Source organism: Vibrio sp. YT-19(2023) (assembly GCF_033337395.1).
The window spans coordinates 139600-166274 of record NZ_JAWOQN010000003.1; the positions used below are offsets into that span (position 1 = coordinate 139600).

The 26675-nt window shown below is 45.0% G+C and carries 21 protein-coding genes; 16 read left to right on the plus strand and 5 right to left on the minus strand.

What is annotated here, in order from left to right:
• From R7E78_RS03835 to R7E78_RS03905, 15 genes are all read left to right on the plus strand, one after another.
• Window positions 1–867 carry an OmpA family protein gene (locus R7E78_RS03835; protein ID WP_033905260.1) on the plus strand — a complete coding sequence of 289 codons (867 nt, stop codon included), beginning with the start codon at window positions 1–3 and terminating at the stop codon, window positions 865–867.
• Entirely contained in the window at window positions 864–2966 is a 2103-nt protein-coding gene (locus tag R7E78_RS03840) for an SLBB domain-containing protein (protein ID WP_318057656.1), read from the plus strand. The genes R7E78_RS03835 and R7E78_RS03840 overlap by 4 nt, the downstream gene beginning before the upstream one ends.
• Window positions 2966–3652, plus strand: coding sequence for an AAA family ATPase (locus R7E78_RS03845; RefSeq protein WP_054730238.1), 687 nt, complete (start codon window positions 2966–2968; stop codon window positions 3650–3652). Before R7E78_RS03840 ends, R7E78_RS03845 begins: the two co-directional genes overlap by 1 nt.
• 11 nt (window positions 3653–3663) lie before the next feature.
• Window positions 3664–4044: an Hpt domain-containing protein gene (locus R7E78_RS03850; RefSeq protein WP_005377636.1), complete on the plus strand. Its 381-nt coding sequence runs from the start codon at window positions 3664–3666 to the stop codon at window positions 4042–4044.
• A 308-nt stretch (window positions 4045–4352) separates the two neighbouring features.
• The gene (locus tag R7E78_RS03855; RefSeq protein WP_318057657.1) at window positions 4353–5879 is read left to right on the plus strand and encodes a sigma-54 dependent transcriptional regulator; all 1527 of its coding nucleotides are present in this window, start codon (window positions 4353–4355) and stop codon (window positions 5877–5879) included.
• A complete protein-coding gene (locus R7E78_RS03860) occupies window positions 5854–6924 on the plus strand; it encodes a glycosyltransferase family 4 protein (protein ID WP_318057658.1) in 1071 nt (356 codons plus the stop codon). The genes R7E78_RS03855 and R7E78_RS03860 overlap by 26 nt, the downstream gene beginning before the upstream one ends.
• 144 nt (window positions 6925–7068) lie before the next feature.
• Window positions 7069–8253: a glycosyltransferase gene (locus R7E78_RS03865; protein ID WP_238844438.1), complete on the plus strand. Its 1185-nt coding sequence runs from the start codon at window positions 7069–7071 to the stop codon at window positions 8251–8253.
• Between the two features lie 11 nt (window positions 8254–8264).
• On the plus strand, window positions 8265–9437 hold the full coding sequence (locus R7E78_RS03870; RefSeq protein WP_318057659.1) for a glycosyltransferase: 1173 nt from the start codon (window positions 8265–8267) through the stop codon (window positions 9435–9437).
• Window positions 9430–10860: a lipopolysaccharide biosynthesis protein gene (locus R7E78_RS03875; protein WP_318057660.1), complete on the plus strand. Its 1431-nt coding sequence runs from the start codon at window positions 9430–9432 to the stop codon at window positions 10858–10860. The genes R7E78_RS03870 and R7E78_RS03875 overlap by 8 nt, the downstream gene beginning before the upstream one ends.
• A complete protein-coding gene (locus R7E78_RS03880; RefSeq protein WP_175413444.1) occupies window positions 10857–12221 on the plus strand; it encodes an O-antigen ligase family protein in 1365 nt (454 codons plus the stop codon). The genes R7E78_RS03875 and R7E78_RS03880 overlap by 4 nt, the downstream gene beginning before the upstream one ends.
• Window positions 12222–12336: 115 nt before the next feature.
• Complete coding sequence (locus R7E78_RS03885; protein ID WP_318057661.1) at window positions 12337–13461, plus strand: glycosyltransferase; 1125 nt, start codon at window positions 12337–12339, stop codon at window positions 13459–13461.
• Window positions 13458–14891, plus strand: coding sequence for a GumC family protein (locus R7E78_RS03890; protein ID WP_005377649.1), 1434 nt, complete (start codon window positions 13458–13460; stop codon window positions 14889–14891). Before R7E78_RS03885 ends, R7E78_RS03890 begins: the two co-directional genes overlap by 4 nt.
• Window positions 14892–15112: 221 nt before the next feature.
• Window positions 15113–16231, plus strand: coding sequence for a glycosyltransferase (locus R7E78_RS03895; RefSeq protein ID WP_318057662.1), 1119 nt, complete (start codon window positions 15113–15115; stop codon window positions 16229–16231).
• Window positions 16224–17414, plus strand: a complete 1191-nt coding sequence (locus R7E78_RS03900) for a glycosyltransferase family 2 protein (RefSeq protein ID WP_318057663.1) — start codon at window positions 16224–16226, stop codon at window positions 17412–17414. The genes R7E78_RS03895 and R7E78_RS03900 overlap by 8 nt, the downstream gene beginning before the upstream one ends.
• A 10-nt stretch (window positions 17415–17424) precedes the next feature.
• On the plus strand, window positions 17425–18063 hold the full coding sequence (locus tag R7E78_RS03905; protein ID WP_005377654.1) for a sugar transferase: 639 nt from the start codon (window positions 17425–17427) through the stop codon (window positions 18061–18063).
• 19 nt (window positions 18064–18082) lie between these two features.
• Here the strand turns inward: R7E78_RS03905 and R7E78_RS03910 are convergent, their stop codons facing one another.
• From R7E78_RS03910 to hrpA, 5 genes are all read right to left on the minus strand, one after another.
• The gene (locus R7E78_RS03910; RefSeq protein WP_005377656.1) at window positions 18083–18472 is read right to left on the minus strand and encodes an ATP-binding protein; all 390 of its coding nucleotides are present in this window, start codon (window positions 18470–18472) and stop codon (window positions 18083–18085) included.
• A gap of 126 nt (window positions 18473–18598) precedes the next feature.
• Window positions 18599–20179, minus strand: a complete 1581-nt coding sequence (locus tag R7E78_RS03915; RefSeq protein WP_005377659.1) for a BCCT family transporter — start codon at window positions 20177–20179, stop codon at window positions 18599–18601.
• A 362-nt stretch (window positions 20180–20541) separates the two neighbouring features.
• Window positions 20542–21057, minus strand: coding sequence for an outer membrane beta-barrel protein (locus R7E78_RS03920; protein ID WP_005377661.1), 516 nt, complete (start codon window positions 21055–21057; stop codon window positions 20542–20544).
• A 199-nt stretch (window positions 21058–21256) separates the two neighbouring features.
• Complete coding sequence (locus tag R7E78_RS03925; RefSeq protein ID WP_021033871.1) at window positions 21257–21736, minus strand: outer membrane beta-barrel protein; 480 nt, start codon at window positions 21734–21736, stop codon at window positions 21257–21259.
• A gap of 182 nt (window positions 21737–21918) precedes the next feature.
• The gene (gene hrpA / locus R7E78_RS03930) at window positions 21919–25905 is read right to left on the minus strand and encodes an ATP-dependent RNA helicase HrpA (RefSeq protein WP_318057664.1); all 3987 of its coding nucleotides are present in this window, start codon (window positions 25903–25905) and stop codon (window positions 21919–21921) included.
• Window positions 25906–26090: 185 nt separating this feature from the next.
• On the opposite strand from hrpA, the gene R7E78_RS03935 reads away from it, so the two are divergent.
• On the plus strand, window positions 26091–26675 hold the full coding sequence (locus tag R7E78_RS03935) for an FMN-dependent NADH-azoreductase (RefSeq protein ID WP_054574130.1): 585 nt from the start codon (window positions 26091–26093) through the stop codon (window positions 26673–26675).

Consider the following 26675-nt stretch of genomic DNA (forward strand, 5'->3'; position numbering starts at 1 on the left):
ATGGTAAATCTTTTACGACGATATGCAGTAAGCGGTCTTGTTGTCGGCATGTTTGGTTGTTCGTCGTTTGACTACCCAGAACACGGGAAAGGTGGCTTGGCGGAAAGCTATCAAGATATCTCGATCGAGAATTATCAGTTTTCCCCAGTGATGCCTGACGAGCCTTTAGGTCCAGAACATGGGTTAAGGTTTGATTGGCAACTGACCAAGTTACATCTAGACGCACTAATCCAAGAGGGCGCGCGCTGGTGTTTTCCTGCGGCAGTTGTTCAGGCCCTTGAAAAACAAAATAGAATTGCGCGCGAGTTAGAAGGTGGGCTTTTACTCGACGCTGCTAACGACCTTGTGATTCAGCGTCGACGCTTAAACCAGCTCGAACAACAACTCGACTACGTACTGAGCCAAACCACTTGCACACCGCCCGATGATATTGAAGCTCTACGTAGCGACCTAAACATAGTCTCGGATATCTATGCACTACTTAATATCGACAACCAGTTTGCTGTCGATTCAGCAGAAATCAACCCGAAGTACATGGGACATTTGGCAGAAGCAGCCTACATTTTACGTGACCACCCCAACCTATCTCTTGTAGTAACGGGGCATGCGGATGCAACTGGAACACCCGATTACAACCAGAAACTTGCTCAAGCGCGTGCGGAACAAGTAAAGCGTTACCTAACCGTATTTGGTATCACTTCAGAGAGAGTCACTACCAAATCTGTCGGAGATAACCTGCCACTCTATGAAGGTGAAACATCCGCCGTGCGTTTAACTAATCGTCGAGTAAGCATCGAGGTTATTAGCCCTAATTCAGATAGCGATAGCTCAATAAACCGCAACCCAACGGCAGGAGGCGCGCTATGAACACGATGAAACCATTTATCCTCTTAATGTTGTTGTGTCTGGTCGCGTGGGTACCTTCTTCCATAGCGGATGAGAGCAATACTGTTAAGGTCGGTGATTTAATACAGATTAACTTACCTGGAGAGGCGTCGTTAAACCAAGGGTTTCAGGTTGATCGTCGTGGACGAATTAATTTACCAGAAGTCGGCCCTGTATTAGTGGCCGGCTACAATGAAAAACAACTCCAAGACGTGATTATCGACAGGCTAAAGACCGTGTATCGTGACGTTAACAACGCTCGAGTTTTTATTAAACAGCAACAGTTGTTAGTGTCCGTTCAAGGCTACGTGGTCAAACCCGGTGAATATACCTTACCTTCTGGGTCCAACATTCAAATGTTTGTGTACGAAGCTGGCGGCCTGCGCGCTGGGGCTCAGCTTGGTAAAATGATCGTGAAACGTGGAAATAAAAACATTGAATTTGACTACAAACGCTTCCTTGATACGGGTGACAATAGCCAACTGCCAAAACTAGAATCACTGGATGTCTTATTTGTCCCCGCTTCCCCACTCGTAGGGAATATTGAGCAAGAGTTTGATGCAGCAAAACTCGCGAATTCAGGTGACAGCGCAGATTCCGCTCGTGCAATCAAAGTCTTTGGTGAAGTCAACGCACCTGGCTCGTTCTCATACAAGCCAAACACCACGCTAGTTGATGTCGTAATGCGAGCTGGCGGCGTGACACGATATGCCAGTGTTGAGCAAATTCGCGTGATAACAAACAATAACCCAACCATGTTTAACCTGAAAAAGTACCTTGATACTGGAGACCAAAGCCTACTGCCAGAGATCCTGCCAGGTGCCACCATCTTTGTCCCAAAACAGGAAGAAGAAATCAAAGCAGGTGCAAATGTGGTTTACGTGATGGGTGAAGTCGCCCATCCTGGGGCATACGAAGGCAAGCAAGGCGCTAGCTTCATGGATATCCTCGCCAACGCTGGCGGGCCCACTCGCTACGCAGAATCTCGCCAAATTCGCGTTATAAAAGCCGATGGCAAAGTCATCAAATTCGATCTTACCGCGCATACAGAAGGACTATCTTCAGCCAGACCACCAAATGTTGGACCAGGAGACGCGATTTTCGTACCGGAGAAAACCGATTTCAATGAGAAGTCTTGGTTAAAAGTAGCACCTAGTCGAGCGGTCGCAGTGATGGGAGAAGTTGTTCGCCCTGGACGCATCGAGTGGTCAGACGAAATGGATTTGATTGATCTGCTTGCACACGTTGGAGGCCCAACTCGACGAGCTGATACCACCAAAATTGAAGTCGCCAATAACGGTCAAATGACACAATTTGACTTAGACCAATACATTCTGGATGGCTCACCAACATCAAGCCTACCTCAAGTTTCCGCTGGTACAGTCGTAAGGGTACATGCATTGCCTGACGACCCATCCGATAATAAATCGCAATGGGTAAGCCAAAGCTCTGACGCATCGATATACGTTTTCGGGCAAATCAATGCACCTGGGCGCTATCGTTTCACCGAAGATATGCATTTTCTGGATATTTTGTCTGCCGCCGATGGACCGACAATGGATGCAGATATTCACAACATTCGTGTCACACACCGAGGCCTAGGTTATGCCAAAGTGAGTAAATTGAATTTATCGATGTACTTTGAAACAGGCGATGAGTCAATTCTGCCCCACGTTCGTCCTGGTGATACCATTTACATTCCAGAAAAAAACAAAAACTGGTTAGATCGTTCAAAAGAATCCACGGTACGCGTATTAGGTGAAGTAAGAGACCCAGGGCGGTACGTATTCAATGACAACATGACTGTGCTTGATCTCTTAGCGGAAGCAGGAGGACCAACTGATAATGCCTACCTTGAAAAGATCAGTGTGGTCAATATGTCTTGCTGCCAGGGCCAAGCCCGAACATTTGATTTGGTGAACTTTAGTAAAACAGCCAACATTTATGAGCTGCCAGTCATTCGCGCAGGCGACACGATTTACATTCCCCATAAAGACGAAAGCTTTGTTGAAAAAGCTAGGGCCGGATTAAGAGATATTTTACAAATCACCACAACCATCGTGTTAATAGGAGCGTTGTAATGACTATTCCTGCAACTCACGCTGAGATTGAACAAATTTATCTTCAGAGTGAACAGAAAGGCCACAAAACGATTTGTGTTGTGGGTTGTAAATCTGAAGATGGTGTCACTTCCGTGGCGTCATCTCTTGCAGAGCGCTTGGTTTTAGCAGGCCACAATACTTTGTATGTAGACCTTAACTTATTCAAACCCGCTTATCACACTGTTCACGAATTTGATGATGACGAGAAGGTTGGCCATTTGATCACACGAGAGAATACACATCAAACTTTAGTCGGCCTCCCTGCTCCATCTCTCGCCAGCACTCAGTTAGCGTACCGAGACCCAACAATGCTGAAACGAAACATTGCACAATGGTTAACGCAGTACGAGCGCGTCGTGATAGATACATCACCACTTCTCAGTGTCAACCGAAGCAATATTGCGCCTCAAGTGATTGCTGGCGTATGTGATGCTACTTTGTTAGTAGCGCATTATGGTTCTACGACTGCAACCCAGCTCGAGCAAGCCAAAAAGATACTCGATGCTAGCGATGCGAACTTGATTGGTTCTGTACTGAACATGAAGCACACTCCAAGCCTGAAAGATGAGTTAATCCGCCAAGTTTCCAAGCTGCGTTTCTTACCAAAAAAGTGGAAAGAAAAACTGTCTCAGCAAATTAAAAAAAGCGAACTGTTTATGTTATAGGGAGCGCTATTATGACGATAAATAATACATTGACTATCGAGCAAGAATTAGTGGATGAGCATATTCTTCAGCAAATGATCAAAGATACGTGCGCCGAAATCATCCCTACCTTGATTGATCACTATGTCGAAGAGTCACGCGATCGCATGGAGAAAATAGAGCAAGCATTAAGCACAAAAGACCTTCAAACATTAGAGTTCGAGGTTCACACACTGGGCAGTTCTGCTCTCGCTTTAGGCAATCGAACGCTTTCAAGACAAGCAAGAATGATTGAGAAGTACTGTGTCGAAGGAAAAATACCAAAAGCATTGGAGCTTTGTGAAACACTTCCGCAACTCGCCAATGAATCGTTTGATGCGTTAGAAAAGCGAAAAGCTCAAGGGTTTGAGTAGTATCAGTGTCTTACTCCCTAGCGAAGCATCGCGTTTGATAAAGCGCGATGCCGACACCATCTCAGAAATTTAGGCTCCAAATTCAATCACCCTCGCCAAGCCACACACCTTGAAATTATTTGGGCATAACTTAATCAATTAAAAAGTATGGATTTTTCGCAAATTTCCTACCTTGTGCTAATACTTAAATAACGCTTTTCTCAAATTGAGAATTTTCAGCACTAGAGAGCTATAAACCACTCATAATGCCAAATAGTAGTGCTGACAAAAATCATAAAAAATGAAACAAACTACGTTGGGATGGGACTATGAGACCAAGGGTGTTACTGGTAGAGGACTCTACTTCACTAGCCATACTTTATAAGCAGTATGTGAAAGACGAACCTTATGACATTTTTCATGTCGAGACAGGTCGCGAAGCGATTCAATTTATTGAAAGAAGCAAACCTCAGCTCATCATTCTCGATTTGAAACTGCCCGACATGTCTGGCGAAGACGTGTTGGATTGGATCAACCAGAATGACATTCCTACGTCCGTTATTATTGCTACGGCACACGGCAGCGTCAACTTAGCCGTTAATCTAATTCAAAAAGGTGCGGAAGATTTCTTAGAAAAGCCCATAAACGCTGATCGCCTAAAAACATCAGTCGCATTGCACCTCAAACGCGCCAAATTGGAAGATTTGGTGGAAAATATTCAGTCCAAGTTTGATCGCCACAACTATCACGGATTCATCGGTTCAAGCCTCCCGATGCAGGCGGTATACAAGACCATTGATGCTGTTGCGCCAACTTCTGCCAGTGTGTTTATTGTGGGAGAAAGCGGCACAGGTAAAGAAGTTTGTGCTGAAGCCGTCCACCGCCAGAGCGACCGTAAAGACAAGCCTTTTATTGCAATTAACTGTGGGGCTATTCCACGAGATTTGATGGAAAGTGAGATTTTTGGTCACGTTAAAGGGGCCTTTACTGGAGCAACAACAGATCGAAAAGGTGCGGCGATGCTGGCACATGGTGGTACGCTTTTTCTTGATGAGCTTTGTGAAATGGAACTTGAGATGCAAAAGAAGTTGCTCCGTTTTCTACAAACGGGCACTTACACCCCTCTTGGTGGCACTCGAGAAATGAAAGTAGATGTGAGAATCATTTGTGCCACTAACCGAGATCCATTAACAGAAGTAGAAGAAGGTCGTTTTCGTGAAGACTTATACTACCGTGTGCACGTTATACCTATCGATATGCCCCCATTACGTGAACGAGGAAGTGACATCGTCACGCTTGCCAAGCACTTCTTGACCACTTACGCCAAACAGGACAAAAAGAAATTCTCAACAATCGACAGCGAAGCTCAACATATCATCAAGCATTACGAATGGCCGGGTAATGTAAGGCAACTACAAAACATCATACGTAACATTGTGGTGCTTAATAACGACGAAAAAGTCACGGTGAGCCACCTACCCGCTCAACTTACTAAAAAGTCTAAAGTGACGAAAACAACGACGCCTGCGCATGTTGCTCAAGAGTCAGCAAACATTGCACCAATCACACCACCACCTGTTTATACTGAGGAACCTTCACCTTCTGCGGTCGAACCGTCGATTACCGCAGCGGAGCTGCCTGGTACACCGTCCTCTGCTGCTACCTCACCGTACTTTAACGCTGATGGAACCATTCGTCCTATGTGGCAAGTAGAGCGTGAAGCAATTCAAAACGCAATCGCGTACTGTGATGGCAACGTCCTCAACGCCGCTGTCATGCTGGAGTTAAGCCCATCTACGGTTTACCGAAAAAAACAAGCGTGGGAAGCGGATGAAATTAATCTCGAACAATCTTGATAAACCTGCCATTGGTGAAATTTGGATCTTGCTTGATAGCCGTCTATTCGGCGGCATTGAAAGTCACGTTATCGAGCTAGCTCGGGGATTAATCGCCTTTGGAAACAAAGCTCGAGTTGTGCTAACCACTGAGTATTCGCCAGCCGCTCAGATTGTACAGAAGGCAAAAGAAGCCGCGATCCCTGTGAGTTACTTAAACTATTTGTCTGGCGAGCCCAATAAAGCTTTAAAAATTAAGCACCTAACAAGCGCCGTCGCCAATCACCAACCCTCAGTGGTTCACTCCCATGGTTATAAAGCGTCGATTTTATCGCGCTGCGCCAAACTGCTCACCCGAACGTTTCCTCGTTTGATTTCAACTTATCATGCTGGTGAATCGTCCTCAGGGAAGCTATGGCTATACGATTGGCTTGATAGAAGCTCAGGCAGCCTATCTGACCATTGCTTTGCTGTCAGTCCAAGTATTCAGCGCAAAGTTTTTTGTTCTTCAGAACTGCTGAATAACTTTGTTTCGATTCCCAACAGTCAACTCAACTATCAGGAAATCGCTTTTGTCGGCCGATTGAGTCAGGAAAAAGGCGCCGATCAATTTATTGAGGTAGCGAGGGTCTGTCCAACATTACAGTTTAGTGTGTACGGTGATGGCCCAGAAAAAGAGTCGCTTAATCAAACTGCCCCTTCAAATGTGACTTTCTTCGGCCATCAAACCGATATGGAAGGTGTTTGGGAAAATATCAGCGTACTTATTATCTCTTCTCGTTATGAGGGTCTTCCAATGGCGGCGCTTGAAGCCATGTCGAGAGGCATTGCCGTGATGAGCTTACGTGTAGGTCGTCTTCCAGATATTATCCAAACGGGTAAAAATGGTTTTATCGTCGAAGACATTCCCTCTCTTGCTAAATGTCTTCATGACTGGATGTCGATTGGTGAAGCGCAACAATCACTCATTCGCCATAATGCTCGACAAACCATCATTGATGATTTCTCAGCGCAAAGTGTGATTCCCGTATTGCTACAAAAATATCAAATTGAAACGGATCACTAATCCATATTGGTTCTCAATATGAGAATGATGAGTTCCAAACATAAATATCATATAAGATTCAATCACATAAACTAATGGCATATTTTGGCATCTCTATTGCAGCTCAGCAGTTAACGCAGATTAATGATGAGACAGAGGTGACTTATGACTACGCCAAAACGCATTCTATATGTTCATTATGGTGATAATTGGATTCGCGGCAGTGAAGTGGTGCTTCTGGATCTCATTTCAGGAATCGACCGCAATAAGTTTGAGCCATTCGTATGGTCAAACTGCCAACCATTAATCTATAAGTGCCAATCGCTCGGAATTGAAGCGGAACATTCAGCCTTCAATTTGGTGGGTGGTTGGAGCGCTCCACGCTGGGATATTAGCGGGTGGAATAGCCTTATCAAACAAGGCTCAGATTTGATCGAAAAGCACAGCATCGACTTGGTACACGTCAATAGCGGCGGCCCTTGTCAATGGATGTGTTTGGCTGCTCGCATGAATCATATACCACTTGTCACGCAACTTCATTGCCATTATACATTGCGCGATCGCTTCTCTCTCGGACTTCACCTCTCTCCAAAATTGATTTGCGTTAGCAAAGATGTTGGACGCGAAATTATTCAGGACGGCTACCCACAAAACCAACTTCATGTCGTACACAACGGCGTGTCACTTCAAGGCGTGGATACACCCATCGACATTAAAGATCGCCTCGGAATCCCATCACAGGCCTTTACCTTTCTGTCGGTGGGTTCGCTGATTAAGCGCAAAGGGTTCGACCGCCTTATTCGCGCAATGCGCATGCACAACTACCATCACAACAACCCTCACCTTGTTATTGTTGGTGACGGCGAAGAAAGAGAAGCATTGCAACAGCTTGCATCGGATCTTGGTATCCAAGAACGAGTGCACTTTGTCGGAGAACAACACAATGCCGGAGCGTGGATGTGTGGTAATGCAGACGCTTTTATTAGCGGCGCCTATGAAGAGGCCTTTGGTCTCGTGCTCGGGGAAGCGGCTTTAGCTCAACTGCCTATCGTGGCTCCTAAAACAGGAGGCATTCCTGAGTTGTTCGAGCATAATCACTCTGCATTGCTGTACCAGAACAGTGGAATGGCGAGCCTGTTAAACGCGATTCAACAAGTCATGCAAGACGCGGCATTAAGAAACAAGCTGGCGGAAAACGCGTACCTACATGCTAGCCAGCACTTAACGACGACTGCATCTATCAACGCTATTGAACGGATTTACGAAGGTGAACTTAATAACAACGCCATTACACCAATGCCAATGACTCACTGCATGAAGCCTCTTTCACGCTGGTTGAGCATCAATTGAGGAGCCCGGTCATGAAACGTGTATTGATGTTCGACGCCATCCCAATGCAAGGTGGATCCAAAATCGCGAATGCAGAGCTCCTTAAGCAGTGCGATAAGCTGAACGTGATTGGTTATCTACTCACTACAAATCCAGAGCATTGGGCGTCACTGCTTAGTGATACACCGCGTGTGCAAGTTATAAAAATAAAACCATCACCATTTAACTCGACTCATGGACTGACCTACTGGTTGATGAACGCTTACTACTTTCTCCAACTTCTCTACGCGTGCATGAAGCTGCCAAAAATAGATAGCTTTTTGGGCCTATCTTGCCCAAGTAATGATATGCCTTTGTACTTACTACGATTAATTAGCAAAAAGCCTGTGGTACAGATGGTTCATGGCCCTATTGGACGATCGAGATCTGCTGGCTACTGCTTAGTAAAAGCATCGGCAATTTACTACTTGGCAAACACCCGCGAATCAATGGTAGAAGCATTACAGGCCTACCTCAAAACAGAGAAGCCAGCCACCGAACGCTATTGGTGTGGTTTGAATACATCTACGTTTGTTAATGGATTATCGAAAGATCGCTGGCCAAAACAAGCGAATCCGATTTCAAGCCGCGTTTTCTGGGCAGCTAGCTTACTAAAATGGAAGAACATCGATCTTTTGCTTGATGCTTTAACACTTGATGAGTCGAAAAAGATCAAATCCACCGTGTGTTACATCAAACCTAACGTGGCAGGTGTGGAATATTCAACACCGGACTTCAACACACAAGGTGTTGAATGGCATGAATGTCCAAACAACTTAGATGAATTGCGTTCACAGTGTGGTGTGTTTGTTTCCACCAGTCTCAACGAACCTTTTGGGTTATCTATTTTGGAAGCGCTCGCTGCAGGTATGTGTGTCGTCATTCCACATGATGATAGTTATTGGGACCGCGTGTTAACTCACGGCCGAAATTGTATTAAATACACGCCTAACAATGTGGCTTCGTTACACAACGCAATTCGCCTTTTGAATGAATCGCCGTGGATGAAAGTAACGATGGGTATCGAAGCACTCAATGTTTCTCAACTATACACAGCCGAACGTTGTTATTTGCCAATCGCCCAGCACCTTGCTAGCGAAATTGCTACCAACAATGATTGCACACTCAAGACACCGCGAGACATCAAAGGATATGACCATGTCTAAAGCAATGACCAACATGACGCTATTTGCTATCGCCTTAGTGATCAATAAAAGCATCAGCCTAATCATGCTGCCTGTATTGCCCCACTTTCTCTCACCAGAACAAATGGGCAAGCTTGAGCTTCTAACAACCTTTGGTGTTGTTACGACCTTGTTTGTCAGTTTCGCTTTGCATGAAGCGCTTTATCGATTCGTCGGCGTTGAAAAGGATAAAAATACGCGCACAAGCCTACTAAACCAGCTGTACTCACTTGCTTTACTCATCGCTGGCGTCGTTGCTCTTAGCTTGCTCACTATCATTTTAATCACCCCCATTCCCGCGCCTTTTACGCGAGTCGAATTTGCTATTGTTATGTTTGCCATCGTTCTAGAAGGCAGTATTGCAATCGGCACTGCCTGGTTAAGAACACAAGACGACAAAGCAAGAACACTGCTTAACGTCATGGTCACTACCACCATTTTTCAGGTCATTTTTATCGTCGCGGCGCTGTCTGTTCATCCCCATGTTATTTCTGTTTTGTGGGGGGGCTTGTTGGCTGCTATTACTCAATTTGTTTGGCTGCACATCGTTAACCGTTACAATGTCACCCTTCCTAAGCTGACATTGGCAAAACAATACCTAAACTACTGCCTACCAATGATGATGGCCGGTTTAGTAGCATTTTGTCTCAATGGCGCTGAACGCTGGTTCATTTGTGCCAACACTTCTCTTGCGACGTTAGGGATTTACGCGATAGCGGTAAAATTTGCAGTGGGCATGTGTATTTTAGTGCAGCCATTTGGCATGTGGTGGATGCCACGTCGATTTAACTACTTAGAAGGGCGCAAGAACACTGAAGCAGTGCGCATCACACACTTAGGTATGATTTACATTACAGGTTTGAGTGTAGTGGTTGGCACATTAGCAATGGTGATGATCACCTACTTACTGCCAGAAACCTATCATGAGGCGGTACTATTCAGCTTATTCTTGCTACCTATCGCCATGTTAAAAGAATGGAGTGAGTTGATTAACATCTCCATTTTGTACAAGCGTCGTACTCGCTGGCTACTGGGTATAAATGTCGTCTCTGCGTGCGTTGCGATTGCTTTGCTGTTTGGCTTATCTTCTCTGGGTATTTATGGTGTGTTCATTGCGCTTTATTACGCACAACTGTGTAAGCTGGGCCTGACTTATGTAGTAGGCCAACAATGTATGACGTTGCCTTTTCACCTAAGTCTGATGGTTTTATTACAGATTATATCCGGTGTGGCACTGTTCCTGCTTCACTCTTCACAATCAATAGGCATCGCCATCGCAATTTGCATTTTGACATGCAGTTTGCTGGCAGGGATAGCCACTCGCTACATGAGTAAAGAGACGCTCAATGCGCTCACTCGATACATAGTGAAACGGCGTGGACAGGTGAAGAGATACTCGTTATGAATGAAACCAAGGTGAGAACAAAACAGTCCATCGCAGCACTGACGATCACTGTCGGTATCGGCCTGCTTTGGATTGTTATGCCTCATCCCATTTTGATTGTTGCGTTGTGTTTCGCACCACTCGCGTTACTGTTTGTTCTCAATCAAACGTTTTGGCTTGTCACACTGTTCGTTATTTTTTCATTCTTTCGTATTCACGAAGCCTTTCCTGTTATCTATAACTTCAAGATCCCATTACTGTTATCACTGGGGGCACTCGCCGCACTCGCCTTTCACCTTCTTATAAGCCGCCAGATTACAGCTTTTTGGCACCCTTCATTAAAGTGGCTGTGTATATTTTGGGGTCTGGTGATCATCGGAATAATATTCGCTTCCAGTCGTGATATCGCAATAACGGTGTTCAAAAATACCTATTGGAAAATCATCATTATGACGTTGGCAATCACCTGGCTTATTACTAAACCTTCACAGCTCGCACAGATGTCAAAAGCAATTATTTTCGCCGGACTATTGATTGGCTTAGTGGCATTACAAAACGCAGCGAATGGCATTGATTTAGTCGAAGGAACGCGCGTGTCGATAGGACGATCCATAGGTTCAGTACTTGGCGATCCTAACGATTTGGCACTAGTGCTGATGTTTCCCCTTGCCTTTACCGTTAGTCAATTGATGGAGAAGCATTCCCCCAAGCATCTCAGGCTCTTTGCCCTTATCACCTGTTTGGTTTTGTTCTTTGCGATCATTGAGACGCAGAGCCGCGGTGGGTTACTAGGTTCACTGTCTGTATTTGCCTACTTTGCTTTTAAACACATCAAAAGCAAAACATTAGTCTTGGTACTAGGCGCCATCGCAGCGATCGTACTCTACGCATTCGCTGGTATTTCAGGACGAGAGTCGGGGGGAGCCGCTGAGGATGGTATAGATGCCTCTGCGATGGGGCGACTTTATGCGTGGGAAGCGGCATTTAAAATGGCGCTGCATCACCCGTTGACTGGCGTAGGTCTAGATAACTTTTACTTTAATTACTATTTCTACAGCCCACACTGGGATGGTATCAACCACGCGGTCCATAGTACTTGGTTTGGCGTGTTGGCAGAAACGGGTTTTGTCGGACTCGCGGTGTTCATTACTTTAATTGTGTCATTGATCCGCACCTCTTTGCATTCCATCTCATTGTTGACACCAAAATCAGATTACACCCTCTCTGTTGGAGCAAACGCCGTGTTAAGTGGGCTTATCGGTACCATCGTATCAGGTACGTTTCTGACTCAAGGTTTCACTTGGCCAATTTACATTCTAGCGGCATTAACAGTTGTCGTTAGCCGAATTGTTCAAAGTGACTGTCAAAATGAGAAATCCTAGTTTCAAACATAAACAAAACCCATAACTCACTGTTTTAAAATGGCTAATTCCTTGGCACGCATTGTGATTACTCACTTAATTAGTAATCAAATAACCAAGACTCAAGGAGAGCCACATGACGGACATCGTAGTATTTGGAGAAGATTTTGGTGGGTTACCCTCTTCCACTCAGCATATTGTCAAGCGACTAGCAGCGAACCATCGAATCCTTTGGGTGAACTCCATTGGCCTTCGTCAACCTAAGCTGGATTCTAAAGACATACAGCGTGCGTTAAACAAACTCACTCGTGTATTTCATAACGTAGGCTCACACAAGCCAACATTGGACTCTGAAACAAACCCAAACATTCACATCATCAACTTGCTCACCATTCCTGCCCCTAATTCTGCATTAGCAAGAAAAGTGGCCGCTAAGATGATGAAACACCAACTCAACAAACAATTACAAGCTCTTGGTTTTGATAAGCCTGTATTTTGGACGTCGCTCCCGACTGCTGCCGATGTTTGTGCAGAAATGAACCCACGTGGACTGATTTACTATTGTGGCGATGACTTTAGCGCTTTAGCTGGTGTTGACCACGACACGGTAACAAAGCACGAACGTACTCTTGTTAATGCGGCCAACGTTATCTTTACGGCAAGCGATACGCTCTCCACCAAGTTTCCATCACATAAAACCGTCACTTTGCCTCATGGTGTCAACGTTAGTCTGTTTTCTGAGCCAGCACCGAAGGCCAAAGACTTGCCTGACAACGGCCGCAAAGTACTGGGCTTTTATGGTAGTTTGTCTGAATGGTTAGATTACGACTTAATTGCCCAAGTCGCAGACCAAGCGCCTGACTGGGATCTCGTGTTCATCGGCCCTAACGAGTTCAGTGATAATCCACTTCCACAAAGATGCAACGTATACTACCTGGGCCCGAGAGCGCATCATACTCTGCCACGTTACTCCCAACACTGGGATGCCAGTTGGTTGCCCTTTGTTGATAACGCTCAAATCAAGGCATGTAATCCGCTTAAACTTCTTGAGTACTTGGCAACAGGAACCCCTGTTATCAGCACACCCTTTCCCGCATTAATGCCGTACAAGCATATGCTCCACATAGTTCAAAATGTCGAAGACGTGCGTGCCAGTCTCGATCACCTGATCCCACCCCCAGCAAACTCAAAGCAATATGTTCAACAGCAAAGCTGGGAAGCAAGAGCCAACCAAGTTGAGAAATTAGTGAGGACGCTATGAACGATTTGAGAGAGAACCTTAGTGTATTACTACATGGCGCTTGGCGACGTCGTTACATGATCGTTATCCCTATGCTTGTCTTGCCGGTGCTGGGTTTCATCGTAAGTAAGCTGGTTCCGACGACTTATGTTGCTCACACCAGCATGCTTATTCAAGAGACAGCGAAAATGAACCCGTTCCTTCAAGACCTTGCCGTCTCAACAATGCTTAAAGACCGATTGAGCGCACTCAGTACTCTGCTAAAAAGCCGACACGTTTTGTATTCTGTCGCAAAAGAACAATCGCTGATCAATGACGAGATGAGTGCAAAAGAGCAAGAGTTCATCATAAAAGATCTTGCGTCGCGCCTGTCTGTTCAGCCACTCGGTAAAGACTTCATTCAAATTCAATTGCAAAGTGGTAAATCAGAAGGAATGGAGTCGATGCTGCTCTCTGTCAGAGAGCATTTTGTCGAACAGCTTTTGGCTCCTGAGCGTTCTTCGATTAAAGATTCGAGTCATTTTTTGACTATCCATATCAACAAACGCAGAGAAGAACTAGACAAGGCTGAACAAGCTTTTGCAGAGTATAAAAATACTTACTCAGACGCGACGCCCGAAATGCAAGCTCAAAGCCTTACTCGCCTTGCTAGCCTCAAACAAACGCTAGCCGAAAAGGAGGCGGAGCTTGCTGGTGTTTCACGAAGTCTAGGCAGTTTGGATCAACAACTATCCAAAACGAACCCGGTTATCGGTAAACTGGAAGAGCAAATCATCGACATTCGTAGTGAACTTACCCTGCTTCGCGCTAAATACACAGAGGCGCATAGTTTGGTGCAAGGTAAGTTGCGAGAATTAAACCGGTTGGAGCAGGAACGCTCGGTACTCTTGAACTCTAAACAACCAGAACTAAACAGTGCTCAACTATGGGATATCGCGAGCAATACCACAGTAAACAGTCTTGGCGAAGCACAGCCTCTACTTGTCTCCCAACTACATCAATTACAAATGATGCGCGGACGTTTTGAAGCACTTACGGAAGAAACCAACAGCTTGCGAGACATGATCCAAGAATTAGAGCGAAATGCGCACCAATTTGGGAGCACAGCAACAGAAATCAACCGCTTAGCTCGTGACGTCGCAGTGAAGAGAGAAATGTATGATGAACTCGTCGAACGCTATGAGATGGCCCAACTAACGGGTTCTTTGGGAGAGTTTGAAGAGAATAAGCGCGTAAAAATCATTGATGAACCGTTCACGCCAACGATTCCAACTAACTTACCTAGTTTTGTATTTGTCATTTTAGGATTTATTGGTGGCGCTGGTTTAGGCATTGGATTAGCGACGATACTAGAGTTAGCCGATAACTCTATCCGCTCTAAAAGAGCATTAGAAAAACACCTTGGTGTTCCTGTCATCACCACTTTACCTAACGTAGTGTACGGAAACTAACCGCCATAAGAACTCATTTACAAGCACTCGGTCGGCGAGTGCTTTTCTTTTACTACTGCCTTATACAGCCTCATAGCATGTCCACTAATATGAATCTCAAATTGAGAATAAACATAGAACTTCACACGAGCTGAAATTAACCTATTGTTTTTAAGTGTTTAATTTCTTGGCACGCTGTCTGCAATTCCTAAATAAACAAAGAACTCAACGAGGGTTTGAAAATGGAATTCAGACAAAAACACAATAACACTAAGCACAGCAAAAAAGTGATATTACACGTCGTGCAACACTTAGCTCCTGGCGGTTTAGAAACGCTCGTGCTAGAAATGCTTCGTTTTGCGCCGCCAAACCATTCCGTTTTTGTCGTGAGCTTAGAAGGAAGCAAAGAACATGCACTACAAGGCTGGCAAAAACTGTTGCCCTACCAAGGCCAACTACACTTTCTTAATAAAAGACCTGGATTCAGCGGGAAGACCATCGCTACGCTGACTTCAATGATAAAAAGAATGCGACCAGACGTGGTCCACACCCATCATATCGGCCCACTTCTGTATGGTGGTATTGCTGCACGTTTAGCGCACGTACCTGTAGTGATTCATACCGAGCACGACGCATGGCACCTTAATAACAAAAAATCAGCTCGACTACAGTCCCTTTTACTAACGATGATTCGCCCGCAAGTAGTTGCCGATGCTAACTTTGTCGCCCATCAAATACAGACTAAGTTAAAGTATCGCAAAGTTTGTACTATCCATAACGGGATTGACTGTCAGAAGTTTAAAAGCGGTGACCAAACGGCAACAAGACACTTGTTTGAACTTCCAACCGACAAAATCGTGATTGGCGTCGCCGGGCGTCTAGAAGCAGTTAAAGGCCATAAAGTGCTTATCGAAGCCTTCTCTCATCTTGCGCCAAACACACACCTAGCCATTGCTGGAGATGGTTCTCAGCGAGCTCAATTGGAAGCACAAGTTAGAACGTTAAAACTTGAAGATCGAGTAACCTTTTTAGGTTTGGTGGACGATATGCCCAGCTTTTACCAAAGCCTAGACTTGTTTTGCTTACCATCACTTCAAGAGGGCTTTCCTCTCTCAACCCTCGAGGCTCAAGCATGTGACATTCCTTGCGTCGCGACGGATGTTGGCGGCGTGAAAGAGACGCTCTGTCCGAACAACAGCACACTGGTTGAAGCAAATCGCGTGTTTTCGTTGGCCGAAGCGTTATCACAGCAACTGGAATCATCACACCATTCTCCTCGAACTTTTATTCTCAAACACTTCGATATCAGAGACATGGTGAGTCGCTACTCACGTTTGGCCAAGGAGGCTAGCTATGAATGATTTACTTTGGATTATAGGGTTTGGTTTATCCGCATTTTTGATTGTCTATCATCACGTTGGGTACCCACTGCTCCTTAAGTGGCTTCCTTTAAAACGGCAAGCCGAAACCAAAGCACCATTTGTAGAGCGAGCTTACAAAGCCTCCAAAACAGACAGCCAGCTACCCTCTATTACTGTCATCGTGCCCGCCTACAATGAAGAACAATGGATAGCAGAGAAGATCCGTAACCTTGCGAGCCTAGATTACCCAAGGGATAAGTTAAGAGTAGTGATCGCATGTGATGGCTGCACAGATAACACAGCCGAGATTGCTCAAGCGACAATTCAAGAAGCAATCTGCTCTGATACTCTGTTCATTATTAATGATCACCAAATCAATCGCGGTAAAGTTGCCCTACTCAACGAAGAAATGCGTCATGTTAGCTCGGACATTACCGCACTGAGTGACACGTCGGCATTGATTTCTTGCGATTCTCTGTTGCTAGCTAGTCAGCATTATCAAAATGAGAACGTTGGAGTGGTTAACGCAACATATCAAATAATGAGTACTAATAACCAAGGTGAAGCGTCGTATTGGCGATACCAGTCTCGAGTAAAGCATCAAGAATCCTTGTTAGGTTCAACGATTGGTTCCCACGGTGCGTTTTACACTTTCAGAACTCACTTATTTGAACCACTGGAAGTTAGCACCATTAATGACGACTTTATTCTCCCTATGAGAATCGTTTTGCGAGGCTATAGCGCTATTTACGAGCCAAACATGCTGGCGCTTGAGCTCGAACAAAGCTCAGATGACGCAGATTTCAAACGACGCCTAAGAATTTCAGCAGGTAACATGCAGCAGCTCATGCAATTAAAGAAATTACTGCTACCTCGTTATCGTGGCACTGCCTTTGCATTTCTATCAGGAAAGGTTCTGCGCTTAGCAACACCCTATTTGATGATTGTTTGCTTTATTTGCTCACTACTACTGGCACACAATCCGCTGTTTCAAGTAATGCTGTCCGCACAAGTTGGTATTTATAGCATCGCGCTTATCACTTACTTGATGCCAGCACTTAACACAATTAAACCTTTTAAGCTGATTAGTTACATCGTCATTGGTCATCTCGCCAACTTTATCGGCGGTATGAAGTATTTACTCGGAATGGAAAATGGACGTTGGAAACGCGTCAACCAATAAGGAAAGCATCATGAAAAACTCACGCTATGATTCAAATGTATGCCACGCGAAAAGAACGTTTGATGTACTGGTTGCAATGCTTATTTTGGTCGTCACTGCACCACTTTTCCCATTTATCGCGCTAGCGATCAAAACCACATCGAAAGGCCCAGTGATCTATCGTCAACTGCGTGTTGGGCGCTGTACACCAGAAAAAATGGATCTTTTTCAAATCATGAAGTTTCGCACCATGTATATTGATGCAGAGCAACGCTCTGGCGCAGTATGGGCAACTGAAAATGATCCCCGCATCACGCCAGTAGGACGCTTTTTACGCAAAACGCGTTTAGATGAACTACCTCAACTTTTTAATGTGTTGAGAGGTGAAATGTCGATGATTGGGCCGCGCCCAGAACGCCCAGCTTTCTACCAGAAATTGGAAGATGAAATCCCCTACTTTGTAGAGCGCACATATGGCGTGTTACCGGGTATCACAGGCTTAGCTCAGGTTAACCAAGGCTATGATGCATGCATTGAAGATGTAAGACGCAAAGTTGGGTTTGACCACAGTTACGCACTAAGCTTAGGTTCGTTTTACTCTTGGATTTCAATGGACCTTTCAATCATGAGCAAAACATTCGTTGTGATGATTGACGGACGAGGTCAATAACTTCCGGTTCTGGTAACGGTCACTCTTGCCACTGGCGGCGCATCTTTTCTATCGTCGCTGGTGGCACGTCATGAATGCTTTGATACGCTCCGTGACACACTTTAATTTCCACCTCGATGCGCTTCTTCATGCAGTAGTCCATGTAACGCTTCATCTCCCAATGTCGAACAAACGTATTGCTCACAATCACGACTCTCCCTTTGTTCAACCACTTTCTAGTTTGCTGAAAACACCACTCATGCGCTTGAGGTAATTGAACCGGTTCAAAGTGATAATCACCTTCATCATTTTCAAAATACATGTCAGCTTCAAAATGCTTAGCACCAAGCTCTATTGCCAGTTGTTTTGCTAAGGTTGTTTTACCTGACCCCGGAAGTCCACGAATAAGAATGAGTTTAGCCAGTGACATAATGCAGTTTAATGAGGTGGGAATAAGCCTAAACTGTAACGAAATTATTGGAAAAGAAAAGTAGAAATAAAAAATGCCGAGCACATTAGGCTCGGCATTTAAACTCAATCATGGATCGTGTTGTATTTATTTGTAAGCTGGCAGTTCTGTTCTTAACCCTTTCACCAAACTTACGCACATCAACAGCAGAACAAAAGTAAACGGTAACCCTGTTGCAACAACGCCTGATTGCAATGCTTGCAGGGCTTCTTTACCACCAACCCAAAGCATTACGGCTGCAATTGCACCTTCAATACACGCCCAGAAAATGCGTTGCGGTACTGGTGCATCAATCTTACCACCGGCGGTAATACTATCGATAACCAGCGAGCCAGAGTCTGACGATGTAATAAAGAATACCAGAATCAGCACGATAGAAAGCATTGAAATCACTGAGCTATACGGAAGCGCATCGTAAACATGGAACAGAGTCAATGAAATATCAGTTAGGCCATTTGCACCTAGCTCACCAACTTTATTCACCACTTGGTCAAGCGCGATACCACCAAACACAGACATCCAAATCAAAGTAACAACTGTAGGAATAACGATGACTGCGAATAAGAATTCTCGAACCGTACGACCTTTAGACACACGCGCGATAAACATACCAACAAACGGTGACCAAGATACCCACCAAGCCCAGTAGAATACCGTCCAGCCGTGCATCCAAGTTTCATCTTCACGACCGTGAGGGTTACTCAATGGAATAATATTTTCAATGTAAGCCATTGTTGTGTCGCGTAGCGAGCTCCACGCCGTATCAAACGTGATGAAGGTAATGAAAATAAGCAGCGCAAACGCAACCACCATATTGACGTTACTCAGTAGCTTAACACCACCATCAATACCACGAATCACTGATAGCACCGCGATAAAGGTAACGAAGGTGATCACAATCATTTGTGTACCAATGCCACCTTCTAGACCAAAGACATGATTAATACCACTGGTCGCCTGCTGAGCACCCAGACCTAGCGACGTTGCAAGACCAAATAGCGTCGACAAAACGGCAAGGATATCAATAACGTGACCTAACCAGCCCCATGCACGGTCACCAAAAATTGGATAGAACGCCGCGCGCAATGAAAGTGGTAAACCTTTGTTAAATGCAAAAAACGCTAATGCTAGTGCAACGAGTGCGTAAATACTCCAACCATGCACACCCCAGTGGAACATAGTGGCACCCATCGCGAGGGATTTTGCTTCTTCGGTGTATGGTACTGCGTTCAGTGGCATTCCCCACCAATCAGTGAAATACGCGGTCGGCTCAGCCACACTCCAGAACAGAAGACCAATACCCATACCCGCGGCGAAAAGCATCGACAACCAAGAAACGGTTGAGTGATCCGGCGTTGCTTCTTTGCCTCCTAAGCGGATTTTACCTAGCGGAGAAAAAAGAAGAGCAACGGCGAACAATAAGAAGAAGTTTGTCGACCACATAAAGAACGCATCAAACTGTTCGATAATTCCGTTTTTTAGACCGTTTAATACGTCACGAGCAGTGGTTGGCTCAACAAGAAGAAGTGAAATCAGGCAGAAAACAACGAGCCCCGCACTAATGCCAAAAACCGGGTTATGTATATCGAATCCCCACTTTTGAACGTTATCCTGTCCAACCTGATAATCGGTTGTATCAATACTATATTTTTTAAATGCATTATCCATAAATACAAATTTAACGTGAATTTGAAACGCCCCTCAGGTGAGAAGAACTCCAATACCGCCCTCCATTAATTTGAACTCTAAAGTTTTAAAGCGGGACGAATTTTAGCAGCAATCACATATTTTTGCAAAAAGTCGTGGTTTATTGCATTTTAGGCTCAATTCAAGACAGATGAAGGGGAAATAATATCAACACAAAAATTATGAGGTCTAACGATTGATTTTGTCGTAGGTTGTAGACTAGAAAAGACACAAGAAATACTTAAGTTCATAGCCAGTCACTGCGCAAATAGAGAAGACCTGCGCTGATTTGGTTTCACAATTAACGACGAAACCAAATCAGCAAACCTTTCATCCAGCGAGCGTTATAAGAAATGGAAGGTGATGTTCCCTGTTACGCTGCTAACGGTATCGCTATCGCCTTCAATATCCACGCCAAACGCTTGATAACTCGCGCCCACAGACACATTGTCAAGCAAGAAGTATTCGGCACCAACACCATACATGTAAGAGACGCCATCATCTTTGTCTAAGTTTCTCAGTCCGCCGTCATAATCAACGTTGAATGCATTGATGCCGCCTTTTGCGTAAACGTGTAACGGGCCGAAGTCGATACTAGGTTTCGCCGCTAAATAGAATGAATCAAAATCAGCACTACCCCTGCTGCCACTCAAAGATAAATCCACTTTGCCGTGATTAAAGTAGCCTGCTTCAATGCCAATGAACGGCAAAATACCAGTACCGACATGAATACCGTAGGTTGTATCATTTTCGCTGTCGATATCGGACTGACCAATTTGGCCACCAGCGTAAATCCAAGAGTCAGCCATTGCTGACGTTGAGCACAACGTTAGAGCGAATAACGAGAGTGTTTTTTTCATACTATCCCTTCCTGATCGATTCCTAAGCGAAACATTACGCAAATATGCGCATTTAATCGCCACTATATATTGGAAAGCATAGGCATTTTAAGACTCTAAAAGTGAATAATTTATGTTCAACTTTTGTTTTGTGACTTCCAGACAAAAAAACACCGACATAAAGCCGGTGTGTTTCATATGGTGTTAGAAAGCTTGACGCTTATAGGAAATGTAGTGTTGCGTTAACAGAGAACGTGCTGATATCGTCTTTACCAGCAGTGTAGTTCATGTAGCTAGCCCCAACAGACATCGGGCCAAAAATGAAGTACTCAGCACCCACACCGTACATTAGGTCCAAATCGTCATCGTCTTTGCCGCCTTTCACTTTTTTGTCCCACTGATGGAAACCACCTTTTGCGTACACGTGTAGCGGACCGAAGTCGATGCTTGGCTTAAGTGCTGCGTAGTAAGAAGTTAGCTTAGTGTCTTGACCATTTACGTTGAACTCACCGTGCTGTGTTACACCAGCTTCAACACCAATGATAGGTAGAATGCCTGTACCAACGTGAACAGAGTATGATGTGTCCGTCTCACCTTTGTAGTCAGACTGACCTACTGTTGCACCACCGTAAATCCAAGAATCCGCCATTGCCGCAGAAGATGCGCCAAGTAGCGCCACTGCTAATAGAGTTTTTTTCATCATCTACCTTTACTCTTTATTATTCCCACGTCTGCATAACTCAGTCGTTGGTACTACAAATAAAGGGAGGCGAACTATTGCCTCCCAGAACTAAAAAATAATGCTTATTGAGTTACTAGCAATTAGTGTACCAGCAACTTCTTAAGCGATAATTACAAATCTGACACTATTTTACTGGTTGATTAGCAAGCATCAATCGCGTTTTTGACTCGTTTATCAGAAACAGGATAAGGAGTGCCTAATTGTTGAGCAAAGTAACTCACGCGAAGTTCTTCAATCATCCAACGCACTTCTTTTACATTTTCAGGAATGGCCACACCTTTCGGGATCTTGTTCAGCAACTCTTTATAGTCTTGAGTCACAGATTCAATCTTCAGCATATGTAAACGATCTTTGTTTGGATCGATAGGCAACTTCTCCATACGGCGCTCTATCGCGCGCATGTAGCGAAGAATATCCGGCAAGCGCTTCCAGCCACATTCCGTTGCAAAGCCTTTGAAGATCAAGCCTTCAATTTGTGCTTTGATATCGGACAGAGCAAACGCCATTGTGAAGTCGATCTTGCCTTTTAGCTTCTTATTGATGCTAAACGCCGTGGTCAGAATAGTCTCAACCTGTTGAGCAATCTCTACAACGGTGTCACCCAATTCAGCACGAACGTGTTCTTTCAACGCTTCGAACTTCTCTGGCTCCCAAACTAAACCACCCTGCTCTTCAATAAGCTTATCGACACCGCAGGCAATGCAGTCATCTATCAGATCAAGCACTTTGCCGTAAGGGTTAAAATACAACCCCAACTTCGATTTGTTCGGTAAGTTAGCGTGCAAATATTTAATTGGAGATGGTACATTCAACAAAATCAAACGACGCTGGCCAGCGCGCATTGCGGTGATCTGCTCGTACTCCGTTTCGTAGAGTTTGATTTCAACGCTGTCTTTGGTATCAACAAGCGCCGGATACGCTTTTACATCGTAGCCGCCACGTTTTTGTTGATACACTTTCGGCAATTCTCCAAAACTCCACGTATGCAGACCTTGCTGTTCGATATCGTCATCCGCAACTTTGGAAAGCGTTTCTTGAACTTTGTCTTTCAAACTTTCTTTCAGTTCATGAAGGTCTTTGTTTTCCTTCAGTTTACGATTTCGGTGATCAACCGCACGAAACGTGACTTTCAAGTGCTCAGGTACTTGTTCCAAGTTCCAGTCTTCACGCAGCACTTCTACGCCCGTCATGCGTCGCAACTCTTTCTCCAATGAATCTAACAGCGGAGCTTCCATTGGCGTAACGCGCGCTAAGAATGCATCGGCATAGTTCGGCGCAGGCACAAAGTTCTTACGAATTGTCTTTGGCAACGATTTAATCAAGCTAACCACAAGCTCATGGCGTAAACCTGGGATCTGCCAGTCAAAGCCCGCTGGTTCAACTTGGTTTAAAATCGGCAACGGCAAATGCACTGTGACACCGTCACTATCATCGCCTGGTTCAAATTGGTAACTCAATTTGAGCTTCAAACCATTTTGATGCCAGAAGTTCGGGTAATCCAAATCGGTCACATGGCTAGCATCACCCTTGAATAGCATCTCTTTTTCAAAGTTCAGCAGTTCCGGATTTTCTTTAGATGCCTTTTTCCACCACGTATCGAAATGCTTACCAGACACCACTTCGGTGCCAACGCGTTGGTCATAGAAATCAAACAGCTCATCATCATCCACTAAGATGTCTCGACGACGAGATTTATGCTCAAGCTCTTCCACTTCTTGCAGAAGCTTACGGTTTTGCCTAAAGAACGCGTGTTTGGTTTCCCATTCACCCTCAACCAATGCACTACGAATGAAGATTTCGCGACTTATGGTCGAATCGATACTGCCGTAGTTGACCAAGCGTTTCGGTACGATTGGTACGCCGTAAAGCATGACTTTTTCGTGCGCCATCACCGCAGCGCGTTTCTTCGACCAATGTGGTTCGCTGTAACTGCGTTTAATAAGGTGTTTAGCTAACGGCTCAATCCATTCTGGCTGAATCTTTGCGATGATACGACCCCAAAGTTTTGAGGTTTCCACCAACTCAGCAGACATGATCCACTTAGGCTGTTTCTTGAATAGACCTGATGCAGGGAAGATATGGAAACGAGCATTACGCGCGCCTTGATATTCATTCTTTTCTTGGTCTTTCATGCCGATGTGCGACAGCAAACCAACCAAAATGGCACTGTGTACGCCATGGTAAGAAGCGGGCTCGTCGTTAAGCTTGAACTCCATCTCACGCATCGACTGATGAATTTGGAAGTACACGTCTTGCCACTCGCGAACGCGCAAGTAGTTCAAATAGTCTTGCTTACACTGTTTGCGGAACTGATTGCTAGACAAGGCTTTTTGCTGCTTTTGGGTGTATTCCCACAAATTCACAAATGTCAGGAAGTCCGACTCTTCATGGAAGAAGCGACGATGTTTATCGTCTGAAGATTGTTGTTTGTCGGAAGGACGCTCGCGTGGATCTTGAATCGACAAGGCAGCTGCGATGATCATCACTTCTTTAAGCGCACCATATTTTGGCGCTTCCAATACCATACGCGCCAAGCGCGGATCGATTGGCAAACGCGCTAATTGGCGACCAATGGAAGTCAGGCGCTTTTTCGGGTCTTTTACCTCAGAGTTAATCGCACCAAGCTCTTCCAGCAAACGCACGCCGTCTTGGATGTTACGTTTATCCGGTGCTTCCACAAACGGAAACGCTTGAATATCACCCAAACCAAGTGCCGTCATTTGCAAGATAACCGACGCTAGATTGGTACGTAGGATTTCAGGATCAGTAAACTCTGGGCGTGACTCAAAATCTTCCTCTGAGTACAGACGAATACAAATACCCTCTTCCACACGACCACAACGACCTTTTCGCTGGTTCGCACTCGCCTGAGAAACTGGCTCAATTGGAAGACGCTGAACCTTAGTACGGTAACTGTATCGACTGATACGCGCCGTACCCGGGTCGATAACGTACTTAATGCCCGGAACAGTTAGCGAGGTTTCTGCCACGTTGGTTGCCAGTACAATTCGGCGACCAGTATGAGGTTGGAAAATCTTATTCTGCTCACCTGCCGACAAACGCGCGTAAAGCGGCACAATTTCCGTGCTCTTCAGATTACGTTTGGACAATGCATCTGCGGTATCACGGATTTCACGTTCACCGTTCATGAAAATCAGGATGTCACCTAAACCTTCATCGCACAGTTCGTCTACCGCTTCGAAGATGCCTTCAAGCTGGTCACGATCATTGTCGTCATCACCGCTTAGTGGGCGGTAACGTGTTTCTACTGGGTAAGTACGACCCGATACTTCAATGATTGGTGCATTGTTGAAGTGTTTTGAGAAGCGTTCTGGGTCGATGGTTGCCGACGTGATGATCACTTTCAAATCAGGACGACGTGGCAGCAACTCTTTCAAGTAACCCAAGATGAAATCGATGTTAAGGCTGCGCTCGTGCGCTTCATCGATAATGATGGTGTCGTATTGATTCAAGAAACGGTCATGCTGAATTTCAGCCAACAAGATACCGTCCGTCATCAATTTGATTTGGGTATTTTCAGAGATCTGATCGTTGAATCGAACCTTGTAACCAACAAACTCACCAAGCTTGGTTTCCATCTCTTCGGCAATACGGTTAGCAACCGAACGCGCTGCAAGACGACGAGGCTGAGTATGACCAATCAGACCAAATTTACCGCGACCAAGCTCAGCACAAATTTTTGGTAGCTGAGTGGTTTTACCAGAACCGGTTTCACCCGCGACGATAACCACTTGGTTTTCTTCGATCGCTTTCGCAATATCGTCGCGTTTTTGGCTTACAGGCAGGATTTCTGGGTATTCAATCGTTGGTTTGTAGCTACTACGTTGCTCCACAACCATCATGGATTTGGCGATGTCTAATGCGATTTCGTCGAACACAGCATTACGCGCTGCGTCCTTCTTAATTTTGCTTGCACCAGAGATTCGTTTACTCAAGCGGAAACGGTCGCGCATCATGCACTGATTCAGCGCTTTACGCAGAGATGCAGCACTATTCACTTGAGCCTGAGGTGTTTGAGCTTGTTTCGCTGTCGCTTTTTGCGCACCATTTGACGGTGTCGCTTGCTCTTCAGCTAGATTCTTTTTTGGGGGCTGTGACGAAGTCAAAGCGTTTCCTATTCTTTTCATTACAAAAACTGCGCGGATTGTATCACACAAGATCTGTAACAAGATAACCGAAAGCTCATTCAATTTTTTCGAACATGTTCAGCGAATCGCTAGGCTTTTGAACTCACTTACGTTGCTTATAATGGCTCCCATAGTCGAAAGCACTTATTTAAGGAATAACCATTATGTCTCGTGTACTAGCTCTAAAATCAAGCATCCTTGGCGATTACTCTCAATCAAACAAATTGGTTGAAAACTTCATCAAAAATGTAGACCAAGACAAGCTTACTGTTCGTGATTTGGCTGCAAACCCTCTACCTGTTTTGGACTTCGCCGTTGCGACTGCACTGCGCGCTACGGAAGATCTTTCACAAGAACAGCAAGCGGTGGTCGACTTGTCTGACACCCTTATTGAAGAAGTAAAGGCCGCAGACACTTTGGTTATTGCCGCTCCAATGTACAACTTTACCATCCCGACTCAGCTTAAAAACTGGATTGATTTGATTGCTCGTGCAGGCGTGACATTCAAATACACAGAAAACGGCGTTCAAGGTTTGATTGAAGGTAAAAAGGCGATTGTAATAACGACTCGTGGTGGTATTCATAAAGATTCACCAACTGACAACGTTACGCCATACCTACGCACTGTGCTGGGTTTTGTAGGAATCACTGATGTAGAATTTGTTTACGCAGAAGCGCTAAACATGGGTGAAGATGCGGCTGCAAAAGGCATTTCAGAAGCGCAAAGCCAACTTGCAACAATGGCGTAA